This window comes from Pseudomonas sp. SWRI51 (genome assembly GCF_014268825.1).
GTDB classification, from domain to species: Bacteria; Pseudomonadota; Gammaproteobacteria; order Pseudomonadales; family Pseudomonadaceae; genus Aquipseudomonas; species Aquipseudomonas farsensis.
The window spans coordinates 1-22,221 of sequence record NZ_JABWRG010000085.1 but is presented as its reverse complement, the minus strand read 5'-3'; the positions used below and the strand labels follow the sequence as shown (position 1 = coordinate 22,221).

Genomic DNA, 22,221 nt, shown 5'->3' with positions numbered 1-22,221 from the left:
GGCCCCAGGATTTGTGACTTATGCAGAATTGCCGGGGCTGCTTCGCAGCCCTTTCGCGACACGAGGCCGCTCCTACAGGGGGCGTGTCAAGCCCAGCCAATCAGACTGGCTGGCCCAACTCCACGCCGAGCTGGCGCGACAGGCATGGCCAGCGCTTCCAGGCAGCGCCGGTCTCGGGGCTGCTCAGGCGCTCGCGGTAGGTTTCCACCGACTCCGCCGCAAAGCTGTCTTCGTTGAGCATCTCGTCCACCGAGTGGTGCACGACTTCATCGAGCTGGTTGGCGAACGTCTCGCCAATCAATTGATGGGCGATCAGGTTGGCCACGGTAGTGTCCACCGGAATCAACGGCTGCTGGAAATGGCGGATATACAGATCGTTGACTTCCTCCACCAGGCGATGCGCCAGGTAGGCCTCATCCAGCAGGCAATCCAGGCCAATGTGGCCGGCCATCACGCTGGGCGGTTGCAGGAAATAAGCTTCGGCGATTTTCAGCACCGGCTTGATCTGCGACTCGATACCGGCTTCGACTGCCACTTCATGGGCCGCCTCCAGCAATTCCGGCACTTGGTCGATGTAGGCGCTGACGAAACGCGCCAGCGTACCTTGGGCGTCTTGGGGCAGTTGGATCGAAGGGTGCAGGTGCGGCGCTTGGTCTTTGAGACGGGCTTCGAGTTGGCCTGTCTGGCGCTCGTGTTGGTGGGCTTGGTTAATCTGCTCGCGTACAGCAGCGATGTTCATGACAACTCCAGGGACATGGCGTTACAAACGGAAGACACTAAGGTAGCTCGGTATACAACATGCCTAAGACGCATTTGTTATAAATCGGTCACGTGTGTGCCGAATGCGTTATATCAAAGTGCCATCATTTTGCCCCAGCCCTTGCTGTACAAGGCCTGCAGCCCGCTTGCAGGGTTTCATCAAGATCATTTCATAGCCTGCATTGCGCAGCCTTGCCCCCTGTCTATACTCCGCTTGAAACGTGATTGGTTGATGAGGCCCGACTGCCTTTAGCAGGGGGCTCGGTCGTCGAAGCCAGGCAGTCTTGGCCGCCGTTCCCCCCTTTGTCGTAGCAGGTCGTCCACGCCTCCGGGACAACAAGAACGATAAGGGGAACCCGCAATGATGCGACATCCACATGTCTGGATGGGCCTCCTGCTGTGGTCGGCGATGGGTCAGGCAAACGCGGCGTGGACGGTCAACATGGCGCCCGGCGCCACGGACGTTTCCCACGCCGTGTTCGACCTGCACATGACCATCTTCTGGATCTGCGTGGTCATCGGCCTGGTGGTGTTCGGCGCCATGTTCTGGTCGATGGTGGTGCACCGCCGCTCCACTGGCCAACAGCCGGCCAGCTTCCATGAGCACACCCGGGTGGAAATCCTCTGGACGGTCGTGCCGCTGCTGATCCTGGTGGTGATGGCGATCCCCGCCACCAAGACCCTTATCGATATCTACGACGCCAGTGAATCGGACATCGACATCCAGGTCACCGGCTACCAGTGGAAGTGGCACTACAAATACCTGGGCCAGGACGTCGAATTCTTCAGCAACCTCGCAACCCCCGCCGCGCAAATCGCCAACCAGGCCCCCAAGGACGAGCATTACCTGCTCGAAGTCGACCAGCCATTGGTGCTGCCAGTCGGCGCCAAGGTGCGTTTTCTGGTGACTGCCGCCGACGTGATCCACTCCTGGTGGGTGCCGGCGTTTGCGGTCAAGCGCGATGCCATCCCGGGCTTTGTCAACGAGGCCTGGACGCGGGTCGACAAGCCCGGCATCTACCGTGGCCAGTGCACCGAGCTGTGCGGCAAGGACCATGGCTTCATGCCGGTAGTGGTCGAGGTCAAAAGCCAGGCCGACTACGACATCTGGCTGGGCGAGCGCAAGGCCGAGGCTGCCAAGCTCAAGGAGCTGACCAGCAAGACCTGGACCCTCGAAGAGCTGGTCGAGCGCGGCGACAAGGTCTACCACACCACCTGCGTGGCCTGTCACCAGGCCGAGGGCCAGGGCCTGCCGCCGATGTTCCCGGCGCTCAAGGGCTCGAAAGTCGCCACCGGGCCGATTCAGGACCACCTGGGCATTGTCTTCCACGGCAAGCCCGGCACCGCCATGGCCGCGTTCGGCAAGCAACTGTCGGAAGTCGACATCGCCGCCGTGGTGACCTACGAGCGCAATGCGTGGGGCAACAACAAGGGTGACATGGTGACGCCCAAGGATGTGCTGGCACTGAAACAGGGGCAAGCGCAATGAACCGCGGCCAGAGTGCAGGAGACAGGACATGAGTGCAGTGATCGATGACCACAGCCATGCGCACGCCCACGGCCCGGCCAAGGGCCTGATGCGCTGGGTGCTGACCACCAACCACAAAGACATCGGCACTATGTACCTGTGGTTCGCGTTCTGCATGTTCCTGCTGGGCGGCTCGTTCGCCATGGTGATCCGCGCCGAGCTGTTCCAGCCCGGCCTGCAGATCGTGGAGCCTGCGTTCTTCAACCAGATGACCACCATGCATGGGCTGATCATGGTGTTCGGGGCGGTGATGCCGGCCTTTGTCGGCTTGGCCAACTGGATGATCCCGCTGATGATCGGCGCCCCGGACATGGCCCTGCCGCGCATGAACAACTTCAGCTTCTGGCTGCTGCCGGCGGCGTTTCTGTTGCTGGTGTCGACCTTGTTCAGCCCAGGCGGCGGGCCGAACTTCGGCTGGACCTTCTATGCGCCGCTGTCGACCACCTACGCGCCGGCCAGCGTGACGTTCTTCATTTTTGCCATTCACCTGATGGGCATCAGTTCGATCATGGGCGCAATCAACGTCATCGCCACCATTCTGAACCTGCGTGCGCCGGGCATGACCCTGATGAAAATGCCGCTTTTCGTCTGGACCTGGCTGATTACCGCGTTTCTGCTGATTGCGGTCATGCCGGTGCTGGCCGGTGTGGTAACCATGATGCTGATGGATATCCATTTCGGCACCAGCTTCTTCAGCGCCGCCGGCGGCGGCGACCCGGTGTTGTTCCAGCATGTGTTCTGGTTCTTCGGCCACCCCGAGGTGTACATCATGATCCTGCCGGCATTCGGCGCGGTCAGTTCGATCATCCCGGCGTTCTCGCGCAAGCCGCTGTTCGGCTACACCTCGATGGTGTACGCCACCGGCGCCATTGCGTTCCTGTCGTTCATTGTGTGGGCGCACCACATGTTCGTGGTGGGCATCCCGGTGGTCGGCGAGCTGTTCTTCATGTACGCCACCATGCTGATTGCGGTGCCCACCGGGGTGAAAGTGTTCAACTGGGTCAGCACCATGTGGGAAGGTTCGCTGACCTTTGAAGCGCCCATGCTGTTTGCCATCGCCTTTGTCATCCTGTTCACCATCGGCGGGTTCTCCGGGCTGATGCTGGCTATTGCGCCTGCGGACTTCCAGTACCACGACACCTACTTCGTGGTGGCGCATTTCCATTACGTGCTGGTGCCGGGGGCGATCTTCGGCATCTTTGCCTCGGCCTATTACTGGCTGCCGAAATGGACCGGGCACATGTACGACGAAACCTTGGCCAAGCTGCACTTTTGGCTGTCGTTCATCGGCATGAACCTGGCCTTCTTCCCCATGCACTTCGTCGGCCTTGCCGGCATGCCCCGGCGTATCCCGGACTACAACCTGCAGTTTGCCGACTTCAACATGGTGTCGTCGGTGGGCGCCTTCATGTTCGGCGCCACCCAGGTGTTTTTCCTGTTCATTGTCATCAAGTGCATCCGCGGCGGCGAGCCGGCACCGGCCAAGCCCTGGGATGGCGCCGACGGGCTGGAGTGGACGGTGCCTTCGCCGGCGCCCTACCACACCTTCCAGACCCCGCCGGATGTGAAGTAGGAGGCCGCCGATGGCGCTGAACCGCCTGGTCACCCGGCTGTTACTGCTGACAGCGGTGATGTTCGCCTTCGGCTTTGCCCTGGTGCCGATCTACGACGTGATGTGCCGCGCCTTTGGCATCAACGGCAAGACCGGCGGGCAGTATGAGGGCAGCCAGGTCAGCGACCCCAGCCGTGCGGTGCGGGTGCAGTTCATGTCGACCAATGCCGGTGACATGAGCTGGGAGTTCCACGCCACTGCCGACCAGATCGAGGTCAACCCGGGTGCTGTAAACCAGATGGTGTTCGTGGCCCGCAACCCGACCAGCAAACCGATGAGCGCCCAGGCTGTGCCCAGCATCACCCCGGCCGAGGCGGCGGCGTACTTTCACAAGACCGAGTGCTTCTGCTTTACCCAGCAGGTGTTGCAGCCCGGCGAGCGCATCGAGATGCCGGTGCGCTTCATTGTCGACCGCGACCTGCCGGGCTCGGTGAAGCACCTGACGCTGGCCTACACCTTGTTCGACATCACCGCTCGCCACCCGCCGGTCGCCCCTGCCGCGACCCAGGCCGCCCGTTGAGGGAAGGAGAAACGCCATGGCAAGCCACGAGCACTACTACGTTCCGGCGCAGAGCAAGTGGCCGATCATTGCCACGATCGGCTTGTTCATCACCGTGTACGGCCTGGCCACCTGGTTCAACGACCTCAAGGCCGGCCACCCGCAATCCCACGGGCCATGGCTGTTCGCCCTTGGCGGGCTGTTTCTGGCGTACATGCTGTTCGGCTGGTTCGGCGCGGTGGTCAAGGAGAGCCATGCCGGGCTGTACAGCGCGCAGATGGACCGCTCGTTCCGCTGGGGCATGAGCTGGTTCATCTTCTCGGAGGTGATGTTCTTCATGGCCTTCTTTGGCGCGCTGTTCTATGTGCGCGTGCTGGCTGGCCCATGGCTGGGGGGCGAGGGCCACAAGGGCGTGGCGCACATGCTATGGCCGAGTTTCGAGTTCGCCTGGCCGCTGCTCAACACGCCCGACCCGAAACTGTTCCCACCGCCACGCGAAGTGATCGACCCGTGGCACCTGCCGCTGATCAACACCATTTTGCTGGTGACTTCCAGCGTGACCGTGACCCTCGCCCACCACGCGCTGCGCAAGGGCCATCGCGGGGCGCTGAAGGTGTGGCTGGGGCTGACCATTGTGCTGGCGCTGGGCTTTCTGGCGTTGCAGGCCTACGAGTATCACGAGGCCTACACCGAACTGGGCCTGACCTTGGGTTCGGGTATCTACGGCGCGACGTTCTTCATGCTGACCGGGTTCCACGGGGCGCATGTGACCTTGGGCACGCTGATTCTGATCGTGATGCTGTGCCGGGTGATGCGCGGGCATTTCCAGCCGGACAAGCATTTCGGCTTCGAGGCGGCGACCTGGTATTGGCACTTTGTCGATGTGGTGTGGGTGGGGCTGTTTATCTTCGTGTATGTGCTCTAGGCCTTGTGGGATGACAGGTCGGTTTGATTGTAGGAGCGCCCAGCCGTGGTAATGCGGGGGCTCAGAACGGCGCATGGGACACCAGTTGGCCGCTGATCAGGCCCCAGGCCACCAGCCCGACTGTCAGGGTGGCGAGGATCACCCGTAGGGTCAGGGCTTTGAGCAAACGGGTGGACGGGTCATCGTCCTTGACCAGAAACACCAGGCCACTGAACAGGCTGGCGATGGTTGCCAGCAACAGCAGGACAATCGCGGCCTTGAGCATGGCGTAACTCCAAAGGGGGTACGGTGATGACAGCCAGTATAGCGTTCGCCCCGGCGTGGCTTCGGTGAAGCCGTTCCGCCCCGGCCTGGTGCCGACCCTGGTGGTGCTCGCGCTGCTGCCGGGGCTGATCGCACTCGGCTGCTGGCAGCTTGACCGCGCCGAGCAAAAGCGCGCGCTGATGGCCACCTACAGCGAACGCCAGCTTGCAGCGCCGGTGATGGCCGCGCAGTTGCCGCAACTGGCCGACCCTGCGTTCTACCCGGCGCACCTGTATGGCCGCTTCGACAGCCAGCACAGCCTGCTGCTGGACAACCAGATGCGTGACGGCAAGGCCGGTGTCGAACTGCTGCAACCGTTTCATGACCAGGCCAGCGGTCAGTGGCTGCTGGTCAACCGCGGTTGGCTGCCTTGGCCCGACCGCCGTGTGCCGGTGCAGTTCGCCACCCCCGAGGCCGCCGTGGCGCTTGAGGCCAGCGTCTACGTGGCGCCGGGCAAGGCCTTCCAACTACACCCCGACCCGCCTGGCGGCCCGTGGCCGCACCTGCTGACCGCCATCGACGCGGCAAGCCTCTGGCAGCAACTGGGCCGCGACGGCTTCGGCCACGAATTGCGCCTGCAAGCAGGACCGGCAAGCTACCGGCTGGACTGGCCGGTGGTGGCCATGGGGCCGGAAAAACACCTGGGCTACGCCACCCAGTGGTTTGCCCTGGCCACCACGCTGGTGCTGCTCTACCTGTATTTCGGCTGGCACCGACACCCCAAGGAGAACCGCCATGGCCACCGCCGCCACCCCGCTGAACGTGCCTGAAGGCCGCAAGGCCCGCGGGCGCCTGCAACTTTTGCTGATCCTGCTGGTGGTGCTGGGGCCTATGGTGCTCGCCACCTGCATGTACAAGCTCGGTTTTTGGGTGCCGGATGGGCGCAGCTACCACGGCGTGATGATCGGCAACGGCCAGAGCCGCGCCGATATCGGTATCGACGGCCACGACGAGCGCTGGCAGCTGCTGGTGAGCGCGCCCCAGGGCTGCGCCGAGGACTGCCAGCAACTGGTCTACCTGGCCCGGCAGATCCAGATCGGCCTGGGCCGCGATGCCAGCCGCGCCACCCACGCGCTGGCTGCTGCGCAACCGCTGGCGCCGGGCTATCAGGCGCAGCTTGGCCGCGAGTACCCGCAATTGCAGCGCTACCCCCTGGATAGCGGCCGCTACCAACAGCAGGTCAGCGAGCCCGGTGCGCAGCTGTGGATCGTCGACCCGCACGGCAACCTGGTGCTGCGCTACGACGCCAAGGTCAAGGGCAAGCAGGTGCTCGATGACCTGCGCCACCTGCTCAAGCTGTCCAACATCGGCTAGGAGCCCGCCATGGCCAGACCCGGATTTCGCCTCGCTGTGTTCGCCACCGTGCTGGCGCTGGTGGTGGTGCTGCTTGGCGCCTACACCCGCCTGACCCACGCAGGCCTTGGTTGCCCGGACTGGCCCGGTTGCTACGGCTTTATCAGCGTGCCGAAGAGCGATGCGCAGTTGGCCCATGCCGAGCTGCACTACCCCGAGCACCCGGTGGAGGCCGCCAAGGGGTGGGCCGAAATGGTCCATCGCTACTTTGCCGGCACCCTCGCGCTGGTTATCGCGCTGCTGGCGTTCCAGGCGCTGCGTGGGCATGCCCGCGATGGCCGACCGTACCGTCTGCCGGTGTTGCTGCTGGCGGTGGTGCTGGCGCAGGCGGCCTTTGGCATGTGGACGGTCACGCTGAAACTCTGGCCGCAGGTGGTCACCGCACACCTGCTCGGTGGGTTCACTACGTTGAGCCTGTTGCTGCTGCTATCACTGCGTCTATCACGGGCGTTTGCGCCGTTGCCAAAGCTGCCGTTGAGCCTGCGCCGGCTGGCAGCGCTGGCCTTGCTGGTGGTGACCGGGCAGATCGCCCTGGGCGGTTGGGTCAGTGCCAACTATGCCGCTGTCGCCTGCATCGATTTGCCCACCTGCCATGGCCAGTGGTGGCCTGCGGCGGACTTCAGCAACGGTTTTCACCTGACCCAGCACGTCGGCCCCAATTACCTCGGCGGGCAACTGGACAGCGATGCGCGTACGGCAATCCACATGAGCCACCGTTTGGGTGCGCTGGCGGTCACGGTGGTGTTGCTGCTGCTGGGCTGGAAGCTGCACCGCCACGGCCTGAAAACCCTGGCGCGGTTGGTGCTGTTGGCGCTGGCGCTGCAGGTTGGCCTGGGCATCAGCAATGTCCTGCTGCACTTGCCGCTGGCGGTGGCAGTGGCGCACAACGCCGGTGGCGCCCTGCTGCTGCTGACCATGGTGCTGGTCAACTACCGCATCCGCGTGGTCGACAAGGTGCGGGTGGGCCTGGGCTGGCGCTTGCGGCCCATTGCGCAGATGGGGGTTTCGCAGTTGGTCAGGCATGACGCGTGGCGCCGCTTCTAGCCGTTGCGCTTCCTGCCCCCGCCTGGCTGTTGTACCGTGACAGCCGGCCGCACGCGGCAATCGGCCTGTTCAAGTACGCTATTGGCTACCTGGGCGCGCTGTTCATCGCGTTGTTCGTTGACCACTACCTGTTGCTGAGCCTATGACTCGAAATCAGAAAACCGTTTTCATCCTCGTTGCCGTGGTCGCGCTGATCCTCGGCCTGACCGTCAACAAGGTGCTTAGCGAGCGTGGCCAGGCCAACCCGGCAGAGCTGATCGACGCCGGCATCATTTTGCTGCCGCAAAGCCGCACGGTGCCTGCGGTGCAGATGACCGACCAGAACGGCCAGGCGGTGGCACTGGACCAGCTCAAGGGCAAGTGGTCGCTGCTGTTCTTCGGCTACACCTACTGCCCGGACATCTGCCCCACCACCCTCGCCCAGCTGCGCCAGGTCAAGAGCGAGCTGCCAAAGGACGCCCTCGAGCGCCTGCAGGTGGTGCTGGTGAGCGTCGACCCGAACCGCGATACGCCAAACCAGCTCAAGCAGTACCTGGGCTATTTCGACAAGGATTTCGTCGGTGTGGCGGGCAGCATCGAAGACACGCAAAAACTGGCCAATGGTCTGAGCATTCCGTTCATCCCGGCTGATACCAGCAAGCCCGGCTACACCGTCGACCACAGCGGCAACCTGGCGATTGTCGGCCCGGACGGGCGTCAGCGTGGGTTCATCCGCGCGCCATTCAACAACCAGAAACTGGCCGCTCAGTTGCCGGGGCTGGTCAAGCGCGACTGAAGCGGTTCAGGGTTCGTCGTCGATGCGCCGCCCGGCCACGCGCCGGCCGCGGGTGATCAGCTCGGCGAACTGCCGGGCACTGAGTGGGTGAGCGAACAGCCAGCCTTGGCCGTATTTCACCCCTTCGCTGCTGAGCAACTGCGCCTGCTCCTCGCTTTCGATGCCTTCGGCGATTACCCGCAGGTGCAGGTCGTGGGCCATGCGGATGATGTGCGGCGCCACCCCGCTGCTGGCCGCGTCATGGCCCAGGGCGTCGATGAACGCCTTGTCGATCTTCAGGCAGTCCACCGGCAGGGTTTGCAGGTAGGCCAGGCTGCAATAGCCGGTGCCGAAGTCGTCGATCAGCACTTGGTGGCCTGCCGTGCGTAACGTTTGCAGGTTCTCCCGTGCCACCACCACATCGATCAGCCCGCGCTCGGTGACCTCGAAGGCAATCTGCCCAGGGGTGACCCGGTGCTGGGCCAGAAGCCGTGCCGATACTTCGCCAATACGCGGCTCCATTACATCGCAGGCAGCCAGGTTGACCGAGATGTACAGGTGGCGGTTGGCGCGCAGCAACTGGCCCAGTTGCTCCAGCACCCGCTGCAGGACGAAATCGGTGATCTGGCGGATTTGCCCGGTGTTCTCGGCCAGCGGAATGAACAAGTCCGGGCTGGTCAGGCTGCCATCCGGGCGCCGCCAGCGCACCAGCGCCTCGGCACCGACGCAGCGCCGGCTGTCGAGCTCGAAAATCGGCTGGTAAAGCACTTGCAGCTCGCCCCGGCGCAGCGCCTGTTGCAGTTCGGAGGTCATCGAGCGCCGTTGCTGGATCAGTTGCAGCACCAGCCAGCCAACCACGCACGCCAGCAGCAGGCTCCCCGGATACAGCAACCAGAGCAAGCCGTTGAGCCGCCAAGGCAGGCTGGCGCGCGGGGCGATCAGCACCAGTTGGTAATCCGGCGACTTGGTGGCCATGCGGTACACCAGCCGGTCGGGCAGCTCCAGCAGCGCCTTGTGCGAAGGCGCCGGCCAGTCGGCGGTAGGCGGCCAGTCCTGCGCCGGGCCCAGCACCGGTATTGCCCTGGTGCCGTGGTCGAGCACCACCAGCAGGCTGCCGCCGGGCGGCAGGTCGACCACATCGGTCAGGTGCCCGCGTGAGGTCGACACGAGGAAATTACCGCGCCCCAGCATCAGCGCGGCGAGGTTGTCGTTGGGTTCGGTGGTGGTGTTGAGCCAGTAGCTGTAGGTGGGGCCTTGGATATCCGGGCCGCGCAGGGGCTCGATCACCCGCTCGCCGCCACGGTTGGAACAGGCTGCCTGGGCGTCTACGTAGGCGGCTTCGTAGATGAAGCGTGATTCCAGTGCCACCTGCTGCAACTGCGCCTGCATGTCCGGGCCGCAGCCGCGCAGTGGCTGGGCTTGCAACTGGTCGACACCCTCGCGCAGTTGGCCGAACACTTGCTCCAGGCGGTCGAGAAAGCGCTCGCCACGGGCGTTCATCTGCGCGCTCTCGCTTTGTTTCATCTGCTGCAGCGTCAGCCCGACGCTGGCGGCCAGCAACAGTACGGCGCTAGCCAGAGCCGCGAGCACGGCCAGTAGCCAGGGATGGTGGAAAAATTGGCGCAGTGGAGCAAACAGGTCACGCATGCGCGGCATCCGGTTGAATACACAAGGTATAGCAACTGAATGCCGTGCTGGCTTGGCCGTTGGGCGGCGCGTTTAGCGCTGGCTGTTGAGAACCTGCAACATTGCTGCAGTTTGCGCATCGGGGGTGCCGTCGAAGCGCTGCGGGCGGAAGCGCATCTGGAAGGCGGCGATGACGTGGCGGGTGGCAACGTCCAGCTCGCCGGTCTGTTCAATGGCATAGCCGAAGCGCGCCAGTTGCTGCTGGTACCAGGCAATACTCGGTGGGTTGGCGGCAAAGAACATTTGTTGGCGGGCGACTGCGTTGGCCTCGGGCCAGACGCTCAGGCCGGCGTCGGCCAGGCGCTTCCAGGGGAACAGCGGGCCGGGGTCGAGCTTGCGCAGCGGCGCGATGTCGCTGTGGCCGATGACGTGGCGCGGGTTGATGCCGTTGCGTTTGACGATGTCCTTGAGCAAGGCGATCAGCGCCTGCACCTGGGCCTCGCTGTAGGGGTACCAGATGCGGCCGTTGGGGGTGTCGGTAAAGCCAGGGTTGACGATTTCGATGCCGATCGAGGTGGAGTTCAGCCAGGTGCGGCCTTCCCACTGGCTTTCGCCGGCATGCCAGGCACGGCGGTTTTCGTCGACCAGCTGGTAAACCTTGGCCGGGCCGTCGCCGATCAGGTAGTGGCTGCTGACCTCGCCGTGGGTGAGCAGCGCCAGCGAGCGCTCAAGCGATGCATTGGTGTAATGCACCACGACGAACTGGATACGGTTGTCCTGGTTGGCCGACGGGTGGCTGCGGTCGATACGCAGCCCGCTGGAGCAACCGGCCAGGGTCATCAGGAGCAAGGCAGTGAGCAGTGTTTTCATGGGGAGCACGTCATGGAGAGCCGACAACAGCGCAACAGTATAACGTGCTCCTGGGCATTTGGCCCCACGCGGCTGAAGTGCTTCAGCGCGTACACATGATCAGGAATTCGAGCGAGTTGTCGCCGCTCGCTCCGCGCACATCCACCAACTGCGTTTGTACGGTGACGTTGCGGGCGAGCGGCAGGCCGATCACTTTTGCCTGGCCGTGCAACATGCGGTCGTAGTTGCTGGCATCAATTGGCGAAACACTACAGAACGCTGGGTCTTTTTTAACGGCCTTGGGGTCGAGGGTCAGTTTGTATTGGCTGAAGTAATCAGCCTGCGCTTCTTTGGTCACATGAGTGACCCACTTCGGGGACTGGCTGAGTATCTTGCCGGAGGCGTCGATATGCGCTGTGTAGAACGCGTCTGCCGCTGAGGCATTGGCGTGGATGAGCAAGGTGCACGAGCAAACCATGATGGTTTTGATGAGTTTCATGTCGAGGGCTCCGTCATTGGGGATTTGCGCTGCGCTGATGATCAGCGGGCAGTCCCCAGTTTCAGGTGTTGCTCGATGCCCCGTGCGATACCCGGCTACCGCATCAGGCTTGCTCTACCCGGTTGCGGCCTGTGTCCTTGGCTCGGTAGAGCGCTTCGTCGGCGCGTTTGAGCACCTGGTCGGCGCGCTCGCCTGAGCGGAAGGCACTGATGCCGATCGAGGTGGTGATCACCACGCGCTCGCCCTTGAAATGGAACGGGCACGCTTCGATGGCCGCACGCATGGCTTCGGCCACCTGCGCGGCGGCGGGGGGTGAGGTTTGCGGCAGCAGCGCGACGAACTCCTCGCCGCCAAAGCGGGCAATGAAGTCGCGGCCGCGCAGGCGCTTGCGCAACTGCTCGGCGACGATTTTCAGCACCTTGTCGCCGGCCAGGTGGCCGTAGCCGTCGTTGATGCGCTTGAAGTGGTCAAGGTCGAGGATGGCCATGGCCAGGTGGCCGCCGCTTTCTTGCCAGTCCTGCACCTCACGCTCGACGCGTTCGGACCAGGCGGCGCGGTTGGGCAAGCCGGTCAGCGGGTCGATCAGGGCCTTCTGGCGTTGGACTTCGAGGTGCTCGCGGTAGCCGAGGGCTTCCTGTTCCATGCTGGCGACGCGTTCGGCGAGGCCTTGCAGGCGCCCGGCCAGCTCCTGTTCACGGCGATCGCGCACTTGCTGGTGGTCGTCCATGGTCACCAGCAAGCCTTCGAGGCGGTTTTCCAGGATGTGCTTGAGGCTGTCGACGTCGGCGGCGCCCTGCACGCTGTTCTGCAGGCCGTCGACCTGTTCGCGCAGTTGATTATCCAGTTCGCGGGCCACGCTGGTGTTGTCGGCGTGGCCGGTGCTGGCGTCCTGCAGGTGGCTCTGGAAGGTCTCCAGGCGCTCGTTGAGCTGTTGCAGGTAGGTTTCGAATTCGTGCTGGCCGCTGTCGGTGATGGCCAGCATCAGCACGGCGAGGTCGTCCAGCACCGGGATCAGCTCGTACCAGTTCAGGCCACGGGCTACCCGCTCGCGCATTTCCAGGGCTTGGGCCTTGTGGCGTTCGGGCAGGCTCAGGTCGTCGAGCAGGCCGAGCAGGGTTTGCTCGATATGGGCGGCGACCTGGCTGTAAGGGGGCTCTACGGCGTCGGGCAGGGCGTAGGGGCCGTCTTCGCCTTCGAAGGGGTCGGGCTCTGGTTCTGATTCGGGCTTGGCTTCAGGCTCGGTTTCAGGAGTGGGGGCCGGATCTGCTGGATCTGCTGGCGCTGGTTGGGGGGCTTCTGGAGGCGACAGCGGGTGCAGCTCGTCGGCGTCTGGTTGGGTGTCTGGTTGTGAGGGCTCGTGCTCGGGCTCCTTGGCTTCCTTGGCTTCCTTGGCTTCCTTGGGCGCGGGGAGCGAGGGTGGCTCCGGCGGCGTGGGGGCTTCTTCGCGGGGCAAGCCCGCTCCCACGGGGGGCGGGGTGGGCTCGGCGGGCGCGGGCACGTCAGGTTCTTTTGGTGCTGGTGCCGCCTCGGTGTGTTCGGGTGCGTCTTCGCGGGTGCCGAACAGGCGTTGCAACAAGCCGGGGCGGGCTTCGTCCTCGGTTTTTTGTACCGCGTTGAGGGCTCGGCCCTGCAAGCCGCTGAGTTCGCCCAGCAGGGGCGGCAGGTCGCGCGATTGAGCGACGCCGCCGTCGAGCTTCTTCGCCAGTTTTTTCAGCGGGCGCGCAACATCGCCAGGCAGCGGCAATGCCTGCAGTTGGGTGACCAGCGCAGTCAGTGCGTCGCCCACCTGGTTCATGCGGGTTTCGCGGCGCTGCTCGGAGTCGAGCACGGCCTTTTCCAGGCGCGGAATCAGCCCGGCCAGGCCCGCGTCCATGTTGTCGCTGCGGATGACCTCGCGCATTTCCTTCATGCACTGGTCGACGATCTTGTCGCTACCCTCGGCCGCCAGGGTGCTGCGCACCAGGCCACGACGCAGCAAGTCGAGCCGGGCTTCCCAGCGCCGTTCGAGCTTTTCCTGCTTTTCGATGCTCTTGAGGTATTTCTCTTTCCAGCGCTCGGCTTCTTCGGTCATGCCTGGATCCGCATCCGGTTATGGAGCTAGTTCTGTAATGACTCGGTTTCGGCGCGAACACCAAACACTTGAGGGCAGAGCCTAGGTCAGGACCGGCAGCGTATCCACAGTCAGGGCGTCAGGCAATCGGATCTCGACGGCAACCGGAAGGTGGTCGGAAATTGGCTGCGCCAGCACCTGTACACGCTCCAGGGTGAGCGTAGGGCTGAGCAAAATATGATCAAGGCAGCGCTGCGGGCGCCAGCTGGGGAAGGTAGCCTCGACTTGCGGGGCGACCAGGCCCAGGTCGCGCAGGGGCGAATGGTCGAGCAGGTCGTTGGCGTGGGTGTTCATGTCACCCATGAGGATCTGGTGGCGGTAGCCGCCGATCAGCTCGCGAATGTAGGCCAACTGGCGGGCGCGGGTCTTGGCGCCGAGGGCCAGGTGCATCATCACCACGATCAGCGCATCCTCGCCCTCGCCGAAGCGCACCAGAATCGCGCCGCGCCCGGCAGGGCCTGGCAGCGGGTGGTCTTCAAGCTGCTGCGGGCGCAGGCGGCTCAACACGCCGTTGCTGTGCTGGGCAAAGCGCCCCAGGTTGCGGTTGAGTTGCTGGTACCAATAGGGGAAGCCACCGAGCTGGGCCAGGTGCTGCACCTGGTTGACGAAGCCTGAGCGCAAGCTGCCGCCATCGGCTTCCTGCAATGCCACCAGGTCGAAATCGCCCAGCAGGTCGCCGATCTTCTGCAGGTTGCTGGCGCGCCCGGTGTGCGGCAACAGATGCTGCCAACTGCGGGTCAGGTAGTGGTGATAGCGCTCGGTGCTGATACCCACCTGGATGTTGAAGCTGAGCAGCCGCAGGCGACCATCTTCCGGCAGGCCGGTGGCCTGCAAGTGATGCTCGTTGACCTGCGGCTGGTGCAGGCCGACAAGACGCGAGGTGCGAAAGCGTCCCATGGCAGCGCCGCTTACTTAGCGGCGCGCTCCTTGGCGATCAGCTGGTCGGCGACATCGAGCACGCCTTGCGGACCTTCGGCAGTGCCCAGGTCGAAGCGGTACTTGCCGTTGACCACCATGCTTGGCACGCCGGTGATTTCGTACTTCTTCGCCAATTCCTTGGCCTGGTTCACCTGGCCTTTGATGGCGAAGGAGTTGAAGGTGGCCAGGAACTTGTCTGGGTCGACGCCTTGGGTGGCCAGGAATTCAGCCATGTCTTTCGGGTCGGTCAGGCGTTTGCGTTGGTTCTGGATGGCATCGAACACCGCGGCGTGAACCTTGTGCTCGACGCCCATGGCTTCGAGGGTCAGGAACATCTGGCCGTGGGCATCCCATGGGCCGCCGAACATGGCCGGAATGCGCTTGAAGTTGACGTCCTTGGGCAGTTTGTCGACCCAAGGGTTGATGACCGGCTCGAAGTGGTAGCAATGCGGGCAGCCGTACCAGAACAGCTCGACCACTTCGATCTTGCCAGGCACGGACACCGGGACAGGGTTGCTCAGCTCGATGTATTTATTGCCGTCGGCGGCAGGTTCTGCGGCCTGCACGGCGGTCATACCGAACACGCTGGCGGCGACCAGCGCGGCGCTGAGAATCAGTTTACGCATGCTTAACTCCTGAGCAGTCTTTGGTCGCCACGAGGCGGCTTGTGTCTGAGACAGGCCGAGCGGGGCGTGAGTTCTGTAGTGTAACGGCTACGGATGGAAAAAAGGGCAGCCTTGGCTCGCTATCAAGCCTTGGCTGCCCTTTTCATCTTTGGCGCTGACGCATTAACCGAGCGTTAACGCCTGCTGGCTCAGTGAAGCCCCTGGATGTAGCTGGAAATGGCTTCGATGTCGTGGTTGCTGAGTTTGCCGGCAATGGTGCGCATGGTCATGGCGTCGCCGTCGTTGGTGCGGTTGCCTTCGCGGAAGTCGGTCAGCTGCTTGCTGACATACTGCGCATGCTGCCCGCCCAGGTGCGGGAAGCCGGCCAGGGCGATGCCCGCGCCGTTGGGGGAGTGGCAGCCGGTGCAGGCGGGCATGCCTTTTTCGAGGTCGCCACCGTTGAACAGCGCACGGCCACGTTCGACCAGTTTCGGGTCGGCAGCGCCTACGCTGCCTTTCTGGCTGGCGAAGTAGGCGGCGATGTCGGCCAGGTCCTGGTCATTGAAACCGGCCAGCATGCCGGTCATCTCAAGCACGGTACGCTTGCCGGACTTGATGTCGTGCAGTTGTTTTTCGAGGTAGCGCTCGCCTTGGCCGGCGAGTTTCGGGAAGTTCGGTGCCAGGCTATTGCCGTCAGGGTTGTGGCAGGCCCCACAGACGGCTGTTTTCGCCTGACCCGCGGCAGCATCGCCTTTGATGGGGTCTGCAGCACTTGCCGCACCAGCGACCCCCATGGTCAACAGCAGACTCACGAATAGTTTGTTCATCAGCTAATCCAACACGGCTAAGGGTGAAATGTTATGTATCGGGACTGCCACTCATCCAAAGGATGACCAATTGGTAGTCCTCGGCACTGCAGTCCATGCACAATCCACGCGGCGGCATAGCCTTGAAACCCTGTGTAACATGCACCACCAGTTGCGCCATGCCTTGCGCCAGCCTGGGCTCCCATGCTGCCCGGTCACCCCGTTTTGGGGCCTGTGGCAACTGTCCGGCGTGACAGGCCGCACACGTGCGGTTGTACAACGCCTCGGGATCCTGTGTAGCCTGTGCGCTGAAAAACGGCAGGAACATACCGACAGCAAGCAGCCATTTCGCCAGGCGAAACGACCTACCAGGGTTGGGGGCCGCGCTGCGTTCTGTTGCGCGAGCTATTGTTCGGCACCCCATGCCCGTTCCCCTTCGTTGGGAGAATGAGCACACAAAAACTGGGGCATTATATACTTCCGCCATCCAAACGGAAACGACACCGCTTGCCGGCCCAGGCCTTGGCAACACCCACATCGGAAATCCCATGCAAGTCAAGAACCCCATCCTCGGCCTCTGCCAGAAAGCCACATTCGCCCTTAGCGCCGCCAAGGTCGACCAATGCCCCGATGATCAGGGTTACGAGGTGGCGTTTGCCGGCCGCTCTAACGCGGGCAAGTCCAGCGCCCTCAACACCCTGACTCACGCCAGCCTTGCGCGGACTTCGAAGACCCCAGGCCGCACGCAGCTGCTGAATTTCTTCAGTCTGGACGACGATCGGCGTTTGGTCGACCTGCCGGGCTACGGTTACGCAAAAGTGCCAATCCCGCTCAAACAGCACTGGCAGCGCCACCTCGAAGCGTATCTGGGCGGGCGTGAATGCCTGCGCGGCGTAATCCTGATGATGGACGTGCGCCACCCGATGACCGACTTCGACAAAATGATGCTCGACTGGGCCAAGGCCAGCGGCATGGCCATGCACATCCTGCTGACCAAGGCCGACAAACTGACCCACGGCGCCGGCAAGAACACTTTGCTCAAGGTGCAGGCGGAAATCCGTAAGGGCTGGGGTGATGCAGCAAGCATCCAGCTGTTCTCGGCGCCCAAGCGCCAAGGGCTGGAAGAGGCCTACCGGGTGCTGGCGGGTTGGATGGAACTGGAAGACAAGCCGGTGGTGTGAAGCGGCGATTGGATGTAGCCGGGGTTGTGGCAGCAGCTTGTGGGAGCGGGCTTGCCCCGCGATAGGGCCATCGCGGGGCAAGCCCGCTCCCACGCTATTGAAGGCTCCCACGCTACCTGGTTGTCTGGGCGATAGCGCGCCATGGGGGCACCCTGCGCGCCAAATCGCAGGCAAAAAAAACCCCGGACTTCATATGGGGAGGGGGAAGTTCGGGGTTCAAGTCCGGACCGCTAGGGCGCAGTCCAGGTATCTGCCAACACTTAACACAACATAGGAGCATCGAAGGGCTTCACCAGCCATTCAGGTACTCTGAGTAGCGCTTCACCGGTTTAGTTCCAGCGCCTTGAAAACTAATTGGCATAGTTTCATGAAGGGCTGAATCTAAGGGGGCAACCGGGTTTTCGCCGAAAGTCCTCTAGCGCCTGTGAGATCGAGCGCCGCCTGCGCGGCGCATCGCAGGCGGCGCTTGATCCCACAGGCGCTGAAAGGCTGCCTGCGGACACCTGTCAGCCCCCTCCCTCAGTGGGCTTCATCCCAATTCGCCCCAACCCCCACTTCCACCAGCAGCGGAACATCCAGCTGCGCTGCGCCGCTCATGTGCACGCGCACTTGCTCCTTGACCTGCTCGATCAGGTCTTCGCGCACCTCCAGCACCAGTTCGTCGTGCACCTGCAGAATGACCCGTGCATCCAGCCCGCTGTCGCTCAGCCAGTTATCCACCGTCACCATGGCCCGCTTGACGATATCCGCCGCGGTGCCCTGCATCGGCGCGTTGATCGCGGTGCGTTCGGCGCCTTTGCGCAGGGCCGGGTTCTTGGCGTTGATGTCCGGCAGGTACAGCCGCCGGCCGAACAGCGTTTCGACGAAGCCCTGCTCGGCCGCCTGGGTGCGGGTGCGTTCCATATAGGCCAGCACGCCGGGGTAGCGGGCGAAATAGCGGTCGATGTAGTCCTGCGACTGCTTGCGGTCGACGCCAATCTGCTTGGCCAGGCCAAACGCGCTCATGCCATAGATCAACCCGAAGTTGATCGCCTTGGCGCTGCGCCGCTGGTCGGTAGTGACCGCTTCCAGGGCCACGCCGAACACTTCGGCGGCCGTGGCACGGTGCACATCGAGGTTGTTGCGAAACGCGTGCAGCAGGCCTTCGTCCTTGGCCAGGTGGGCCATGATGCGCAGCTCGATCTGCGAATAGTCCGCCGCCATCAGCTTGTAGCCGGGGCTGGCGATGAACGCCTGGCGGATACGCCGGCCTTCGGCGCTGCGGATCGGGATGTTCTGCAGGTTCGGGTCGCTGGACGACAGGCGCCCGGTGGCGGCCACGGCCTGCTGGTAGGAGGTATGCACGCGCCCGGTGCGCGGGTTGATCTGCCCCGGCAGCTTGTCGGTGTAGGTGCTCTTGAGCTTGCTCAAGGTGCGGTACTGCATCAGCACCTTGGGCAGCGGGTAGCCTTGCTCGGCAAGCTCGTCGAGCACCGCTTCCGCCGTGGAAGGCTGGCCCTTGGCGGTCTTGCTCAGCACCGGCATGCCCAGTTTGTCGTAGAGGATCACCCCGAGCTGTTTGGGTGAGCCGAGGTTGAAGGGCTCGCCAGCCAGTTCGATGGCCTCGCGTTCCAGCTCGACCATCTTGGCCCCCAGTTCACCGCTCTGCACACCCAGCAGCTTGGCGTCGACCAGCGCGCCTTGGCGCTCGATGCGCGCCAGCACCGGCACCAGTGGCATTTCGATGTCCATCAGCACGCTCTGCACGCTCGGCGTCTCGGCCAGGCGTGCCTGCAGGGCGTGGTGCAGGCGCAGGGTGATGTCGGCGTCTTCGGCGGCGTAGGGGCCGGCCTTGTCCAGCGGGATCTGGTTGAAGGTCAGCTGTTTTGCGCCTTTGCCGGCGATGTCTTCGAAGGCGATGGTGGTGTGGTCCAGGTATTTCTGCGCCAGGCTGTCCATGTCATGACGGCTGCCGGTGGAGTTGAATACGTAGGACTCGAGCATGGTGTCGTAGGCAACCCCGCGCAGCTCGATGGCGGGTGTGGCATTGGCCAGGATGTTGATGTCGTACTTGGCGTTCTGGCCGATCTTGCCCTTGGCCGGGTCTTCGAGCAGCGGCTTCAGCGCCAGCAGCACGGCTTCGCGGTCGAGCTGCACCGGGGCGCCTTCATAGTCATGGGCCAGCGGCACATAGGCGGCTTCATGGGGCGTGACGGCAAACGACACGCCGACCAGCTGGGCTTTTTGCGCATCCAGGCCGGTGGTTTCGGTGTCGAAGGCAAACAATGGCGCCTGGCGCAGTTTTGCCAGCCACACGTCAAAACGCGCCTGGTCGAGGATGGTTTCGTACTGCGCCTCTACGGCGACCGCAGGCGGCGCGGCTTCGACCATGGCGGTGGCCGCAGCGCCAGCCCGTGGCGTGTCGCGCTGCACGTCGGCAATCCAGCTCTTGAACTCCATCTCGGCGTAGAGCTTCAGCAGCGCTTCGCGGTCCGGCTCGCCACACACCAGGGCGTCCACCTCGACATCCAGCGGCACGTCGCACTTGATGGTGGCTAGCTCATAGGACAGGAACGCCGAGTCGCGGTGTTCCAGCAGCTTGGCAGGTAAGGTCTTGGCGCCACGGATGGCAAGGCCTGGAACCTTGTCGAGGTTCTCGTACAGGTCGTGCAGGCCACCGCCGATACCGGTCAGCAGGCCCACAGCGGTTTTCTCGCCCACGCCCGGCACGCCGGGGATGTTATCGACCTTGTCGCCCATGAGGGCCAGGAAGTCGATGATGTGTTCCGGGCCTACGCCGAATTTTTCGTGCACGCCAGCAACGTCCATCACGCTGCCGGTCATGGTGTTGACCAAGGTGACGTGGCCGTCGACCAATTGGGCCATGTCTTTGTCGCCGGTCGAGATGATGACTGGGCGACCAGCGGTCGCGCTGCTGCGCGCCAAGGTGCCGATCACATCGTCCGCTTCGACGCCTTCAACGCACAGTAACGGGTAGCCCAGGGCGCGAACGCTGGCGTGCAGCGGCTCGACCTGAACCCGCAGGTCGTCGGGCATGCTTGGCCGGTTGGCTTTGTACTCGGCGAACATGGCATCGCGGAAGGTGCCGCCCTTGGCATCGAAGACCACTGCGAACAGGCTGTCCGGGTATTGCTTGCGCAGGCTCTTGAGCATGTTCAGCACGCCCTTGACCGCACCGGTGGGCATGCCCTTGGAGGTGGTCAGCGGTGGCAGCGCGTGGAAGGCGCGGTAAAGGTAGGACGAACCGTCCACCAGGACGAGGGGTGCTTGGCTCATGAGGAGAATCAACCTTTTCGGCGGGTCCGGCGCTAGAATAGCCGGATCAATGACGACAAAAGGACTAGGTTATCATGCGTACACTCAATCGCCTGTTACTGCTCGGTCTGCTGGCCACCATGCCGGTTGTCTCCCAGGCGGCGGACGACGCGCCATCGGCCGATCCCGATGTCACCATTCGCACGGAAGGCGATAAAACCATCCAGGAATACCGTCAGAACGGCTTCCTGTATGCAATCAAGGTCACCCCGAAAGGTGGCAAGCCATATTTCCTGGTACGTGCCGATGGCACCGACGCCAACTTCATTCGTTCCGACCAGCCGGACATGTTGATTCCGTCCTGGAAAATCTTCGAGTGGAAGTAGCGGCGCGTACCGTTCATATCAACCAGGCACTTCCCGGCGGAAGTGCCCGTATGGGCATTTTTTCACCATGTCAGTTTTCACCCCTGTGTCCCGGCCTGAGCTGGAAACCTTTCTGGCGCCCTACCAGCTGGGCCGTTTGCTCGATTTCCAAGGCATTGCCGCCGGTACCGAGAACAGCAATTTCTTCGTAAGCCTCGAACAGGGGGAGTTCGTGCTGACGCTGATCGAGCGTGGGCCGGCTGAGGACATGCCGTTCTTCATCGACCTGCTCGACGTGCTGCATGACGCCGACATGCCCGTGCCCTACGCGGTGCGCGACCGCAACGGCCATGGCCTGCGCGAACTGTGCGGCAAGCCGGCGCTGTTGCAGCCGCGGCTTTCTGGCAAGCACATCAAGGCGCCGAACAAGACCCATTGCGCGCAGGTCGGCGAGTTGCTGGCGCACATTCACCTGGCCACCCGCGAGCGCATCATCGAGCGCCGCACCGACCGGGGGATCGACTGGATGCTGCAGTCTGGCGCGGAGCTGCTGCCGGGCCTGACTGCCGAGCAGGCGGCGCTGCTGACCCCGGCGCTGGCCGAGATCAGCGCGCACAAGGCGCAGATCCTCACCCTGCCCCAGGCCAACCTGCATGCCGACCTGTTCCGCGACAACGTGATGTTCGAAGGGGCCCACCTGACCGGGCTGATCGACTTCTACAACGCCTGTTCCGGGCCGATGCTGTATGACATCGCCATTACCGTGAACGATTGGTGCCTCAATGAGCACGATGGCATCGACCTGCCCCGCGCGCAGGCGCTGCTGGGTGCCTATGCGGCGCTGCGGCCGTTCACTGCCGCCGAGGCCGAGCTGTGGCCGGTGATGTTGCGGGTTGGCTGCGTGCGCTTCTGGCTGTCGCGCCTGATCGCCGCCCAGGCGTTCGCCGGGATGGATGTGATGATCCATGACCCGAGCGAGTTCGAAGTGCGGTTGGCGCAGCGTCAGCAGGTGGCGTTGAAGTTGCCGTTTGCCTTGTGACGTGGGGCGGGCTTGCCCCCTGCACCGGCCTCATCGCAGGCTGGCGCCAGCTCCCACAGTGACCGTGCTCAACCGCAACATTGCTGGTTGGACCCAATCCTGTGGGAAATGATGGACAGTTGTGGCGAGCGGGCTTGTCCCGCGTTGGGCTGCGCAGCAGTCCTGAGGTTTACCCTTGGGCTTTCAGGGGC

22 protein-coding genes and 1 pseudogene are annotated in these 22,221 nt (G+C 63.6%); 12 read left to right on the top strand and 11 right to left on the bottom strand.

Going from position 1 to position 22,221, the window contains the following annotated elements:
• Positions 1-100: 100 nt before the first annotated feature.
• Positions 101-739, bottom strand: a complete 639-nt coding sequence (locus tag HU720_RS19480; protein WP_186521913.1) for a hypothetical protein — start codon at positions 737-739, stop codon at positions 101-103.
• Between the two features lie 381 nt (positions 740-1,120).
• Here HU720_RS19480 and coxB point away from each other — a divergent pair, with 381 nt between their 5' ends.
• From coxB to HU720_RS19460, 4 genes are read left to right on the top strand one after another with little or no spacing between them, the layout of a single operon-like run.
• Entirely contained in the window at positions 1,121-2,248 is a 1,128-nt protein-coding gene (coxB, locus tag HU720_RS19475; RefSeq protein ID WP_186521912.1) for a cytochrome c oxidase subunit II, read from the top strand.
• 28 nt (positions 2,249-2,276) lie between these two features.
• Complete coding sequence (ctaD, locus tag HU720_RS19470) at positions 2,277-3,860, top strand: cytochrome c oxidase subunit I (RefSeq protein ID WP_186521910.1); 1,584 nt, start codon at positions 2,277-2,279, stop codon at positions 3,858-3,860.
• A 10-nt stretch (positions 3,861-3,870) separates the two neighbouring features.
• Positions 3,871-4,419 carry a cytochrome c oxidase assembly protein gene (locus tag HU720_RS19465; RefSeq protein ID WP_186521908.1) on the top strand — a complete coding sequence of 183 codons (549 nt, stop codon included), beginning with the start codon at positions 3,871-3,873 and terminating at the stop codon, positions 4,417-4,419.
• A 16-nt stretch (positions 4,420-4,435) separates the two neighbouring features.
• A complete protein-coding gene (locus HU720_RS19460; protein WP_186521906.1) occupies positions 4,436-5,323 on the top strand; it encodes a cytochrome c oxidase subunit 3 in 888 nt (295 codons plus the stop codon).
• 61 nt (positions 5,324-5,384) lie between these two features.
• On the opposite strand, the gene HU720_RS19455 is transcribed toward HU720_RS19460, so the two are convergent.
• The gene (locus HU720_RS19455; protein ID WP_186521904.1) at positions 5,385-5,588 is read right to left on the bottom strand and encodes a twin transmembrane helix small protein; all 204 of its coding nucleotides are present in this window, start codon (positions 5,586-5,588) and stop codon (positions 5,385-5,387) included.
• A gap of 64 nt (positions 5,589-5,652) precedes the next feature.
• On the opposite strand from HU720_RS19455, the gene HU720_RS19450 reads away from it, so the two are divergent.
• From HU720_RS19450 to HU720_RS19430, 5 genes and pseudogenes are all read left to right on the top strand, one after another.
• Entirely contained in the window at positions 5,653-6,396 is a 744-nt protein-coding gene (locus HU720_RS19450; RefSeq protein ID WP_186521902.1) for an SURF1 family protein, read from the top strand.
• The gene (locus HU720_RS19445) at positions 6,362-6,940 is read left to right on the top strand and encodes a hypothetical protein (RefSeq protein WP_186521900.1); all 579 of its coding nucleotides are present in this window, start codon (positions 6,362-6,364) and stop codon (positions 6,938-6,940) included. Before HU720_RS19450 ends, HU720_RS19445 begins: the two co-directional genes overlap by 35 nt.
• A 9-nt stretch (positions 6,941-6,949) precedes the next feature.
• Positions 6,950-8,023: a COX15/CtaA family protein gene (locus HU720_RS19440; protein WP_186521898.1), complete on the top strand. Its 1,074-nt coding sequence runs from the start codon at positions 6,950-6,952 to the stop codon at positions 8,021-8,023.
• 20 nt (positions 8,024-8,043) lie between these two features.
• Positions 8,044-8,169, top strand: a pseudogene (locus HU720_RS19435) (protoheme IX farnesyltransferase); the annotation flags it as partial.
• On the top strand, positions 8,166-8,798 hold the full coding sequence (locus HU720_RS19430; RefSeq protein ID WP_186521896.1) for an SCO family protein: 633 nt from the start codon (positions 8,166-8,168) through the stop codon (positions 8,796-8,798). The pseudogene HU720_RS19435 and the gene HU720_RS19430, both read left to right, overlap by 4 nt.
• Before the next feature lie 6 nt (positions 8,799-8,804).
• Here HU720_RS19430 and HU720_RS19425 read toward each other — a convergent pair whose 3' ends face one another.
• From HU720_RS19425 to HU720_RS19390, 8 genes are all read right to left on the bottom strand, one after another.
• Positions 8,805-10,433 (bottom strand): EAL domain-containing protein, encoded by a 1,629-nt coding sequence (locus HU720_RS19425; RefSeq protein ID WP_186521894.1) that lies wholly within the window; start codon positions 10,431-10,433, stop codon positions 8,805-8,807.
• A gap of 63 nt (positions 10,434-10,496) precedes the next feature.
• Positions 10,497-11,273, bottom strand: a complete 777-nt coding sequence (locus tag HU720_RS19420; protein ID WP_186521892.1) for an N-acetylmuramoyl-L-alanine amidase — start codon at positions 11,271-11,273, stop codon at positions 10,497-10,499.
• Positions 11,274-11,355: 82 nt separating this feature from the next.
• A complete protein-coding gene (locus HU720_RS19415) occupies positions 11,356-11,751 on the bottom strand; it encodes a hypothetical protein (RefSeq protein WP_186521891.1) in 396 nt (131 codons plus the stop codon).
• 103 nt (positions 11,752-11,854) lie between these two features.
• A complete protein-coding gene (locus HU720_RS19410; RefSeq protein ID WP_186521890.1) occupies positions 11,855-13,822 on the bottom strand; it encodes a GGDEF domain-containing protein in 1,968 nt (655 codons plus the stop codon).
• A gap of 81 nt (positions 13,823-13,903) precedes the next feature.
• Entirely contained in the window at positions 13,904-14,758 is an 855-nt protein-coding gene (locus HU720_RS19405; RefSeq protein ID WP_186521889.1) for an endonuclease/exonuclease/phosphatase family protein, read from the bottom strand.
• Positions 14,759-14,769: 11 nt separating this feature from the next.
• Positions 14,770-15,405 (bottom strand): thiol:disulfide interchange protein DsbA, encoded by a 636-nt coding sequence (gene dsbA / locus HU720_RS19400; protein ID WP_186521884.1) that lies wholly within the window; start codon positions 15,403-15,405, stop codon positions 14,770-14,772.
• A 188-nt stretch (positions 15,406-15,593) separates the two neighbouring features.
• Entirely contained in the window at positions 15,594-16,211 is a 618-nt protein-coding gene (locus HU720_RS19395; protein WP_186521882.1) for a c-type cytochrome, read from the bottom strand.
• 31 nt (positions 16,212-16,242) lie between these two features.
• On the bottom strand, positions 16,243-16,545 hold the full coding sequence (locus tag HU720_RS19390; protein ID WP_186521915.1) for a c-type cytochrome: 303 nt from the start codon (positions 16,543-16,545) through the stop codon (positions 16,243-16,245).
• Positions 16,546-16,738: 193 nt separating this feature from the next.
• On the opposite strand from HU720_RS19390, the gene yihA reads away from it, so the two are divergent.
• A complete protein-coding gene (yihA, locus tag HU720_RS19385; protein ID WP_186521879.1) occupies positions 16,739-17,371 on the top strand; it encodes a ribosome biogenesis GTP-binding protein YihA/YsxC in 633 nt (210 codons plus the stop codon).
• Positions 17,372-17,890: 519 nt separating this feature from the next.
• On the opposite strand, the gene polA is transcribed toward yihA, so the two are convergent.
• Positions 17,891-20,647, bottom strand: a complete 2,757-nt coding sequence (polA, locus tag HU720_RS19380; RefSeq protein WP_186521877.1) for a DNA polymerase I — start codon at positions 20,645-20,647, stop codon at positions 17,891-17,893.
• A gap of 74 nt (positions 20,648-20,721) precedes the next feature.
• Here polA and HU720_RS19375 point away from each other — a divergent pair, with 74 nt between their 5' ends.
• Together HU720_RS19375 and HU720_RS19370 are read left to right on the top strand one after the other, a co-directional pair.
• A complete protein-coding gene (locus HU720_RS19375; RefSeq protein WP_186521875.1) occupies positions 20,722-21,012 on the top strand; it encodes a DUF2782 domain-containing protein in 291 nt (96 codons plus the stop codon).
• A gap of 67 nt (positions 21,013-21,079) precedes the next feature.
• Positions 21,080-22,030 (top strand): homoserine kinase, encoded by a 951-nt coding sequence (locus HU720_RS19370; protein WP_186521873.1) that lies wholly within the window; start codon positions 21,080-21,082, stop codon positions 22,028-22,030.
• Positions 22,031-22,221 lie beyond the last annotated feature (191 nt).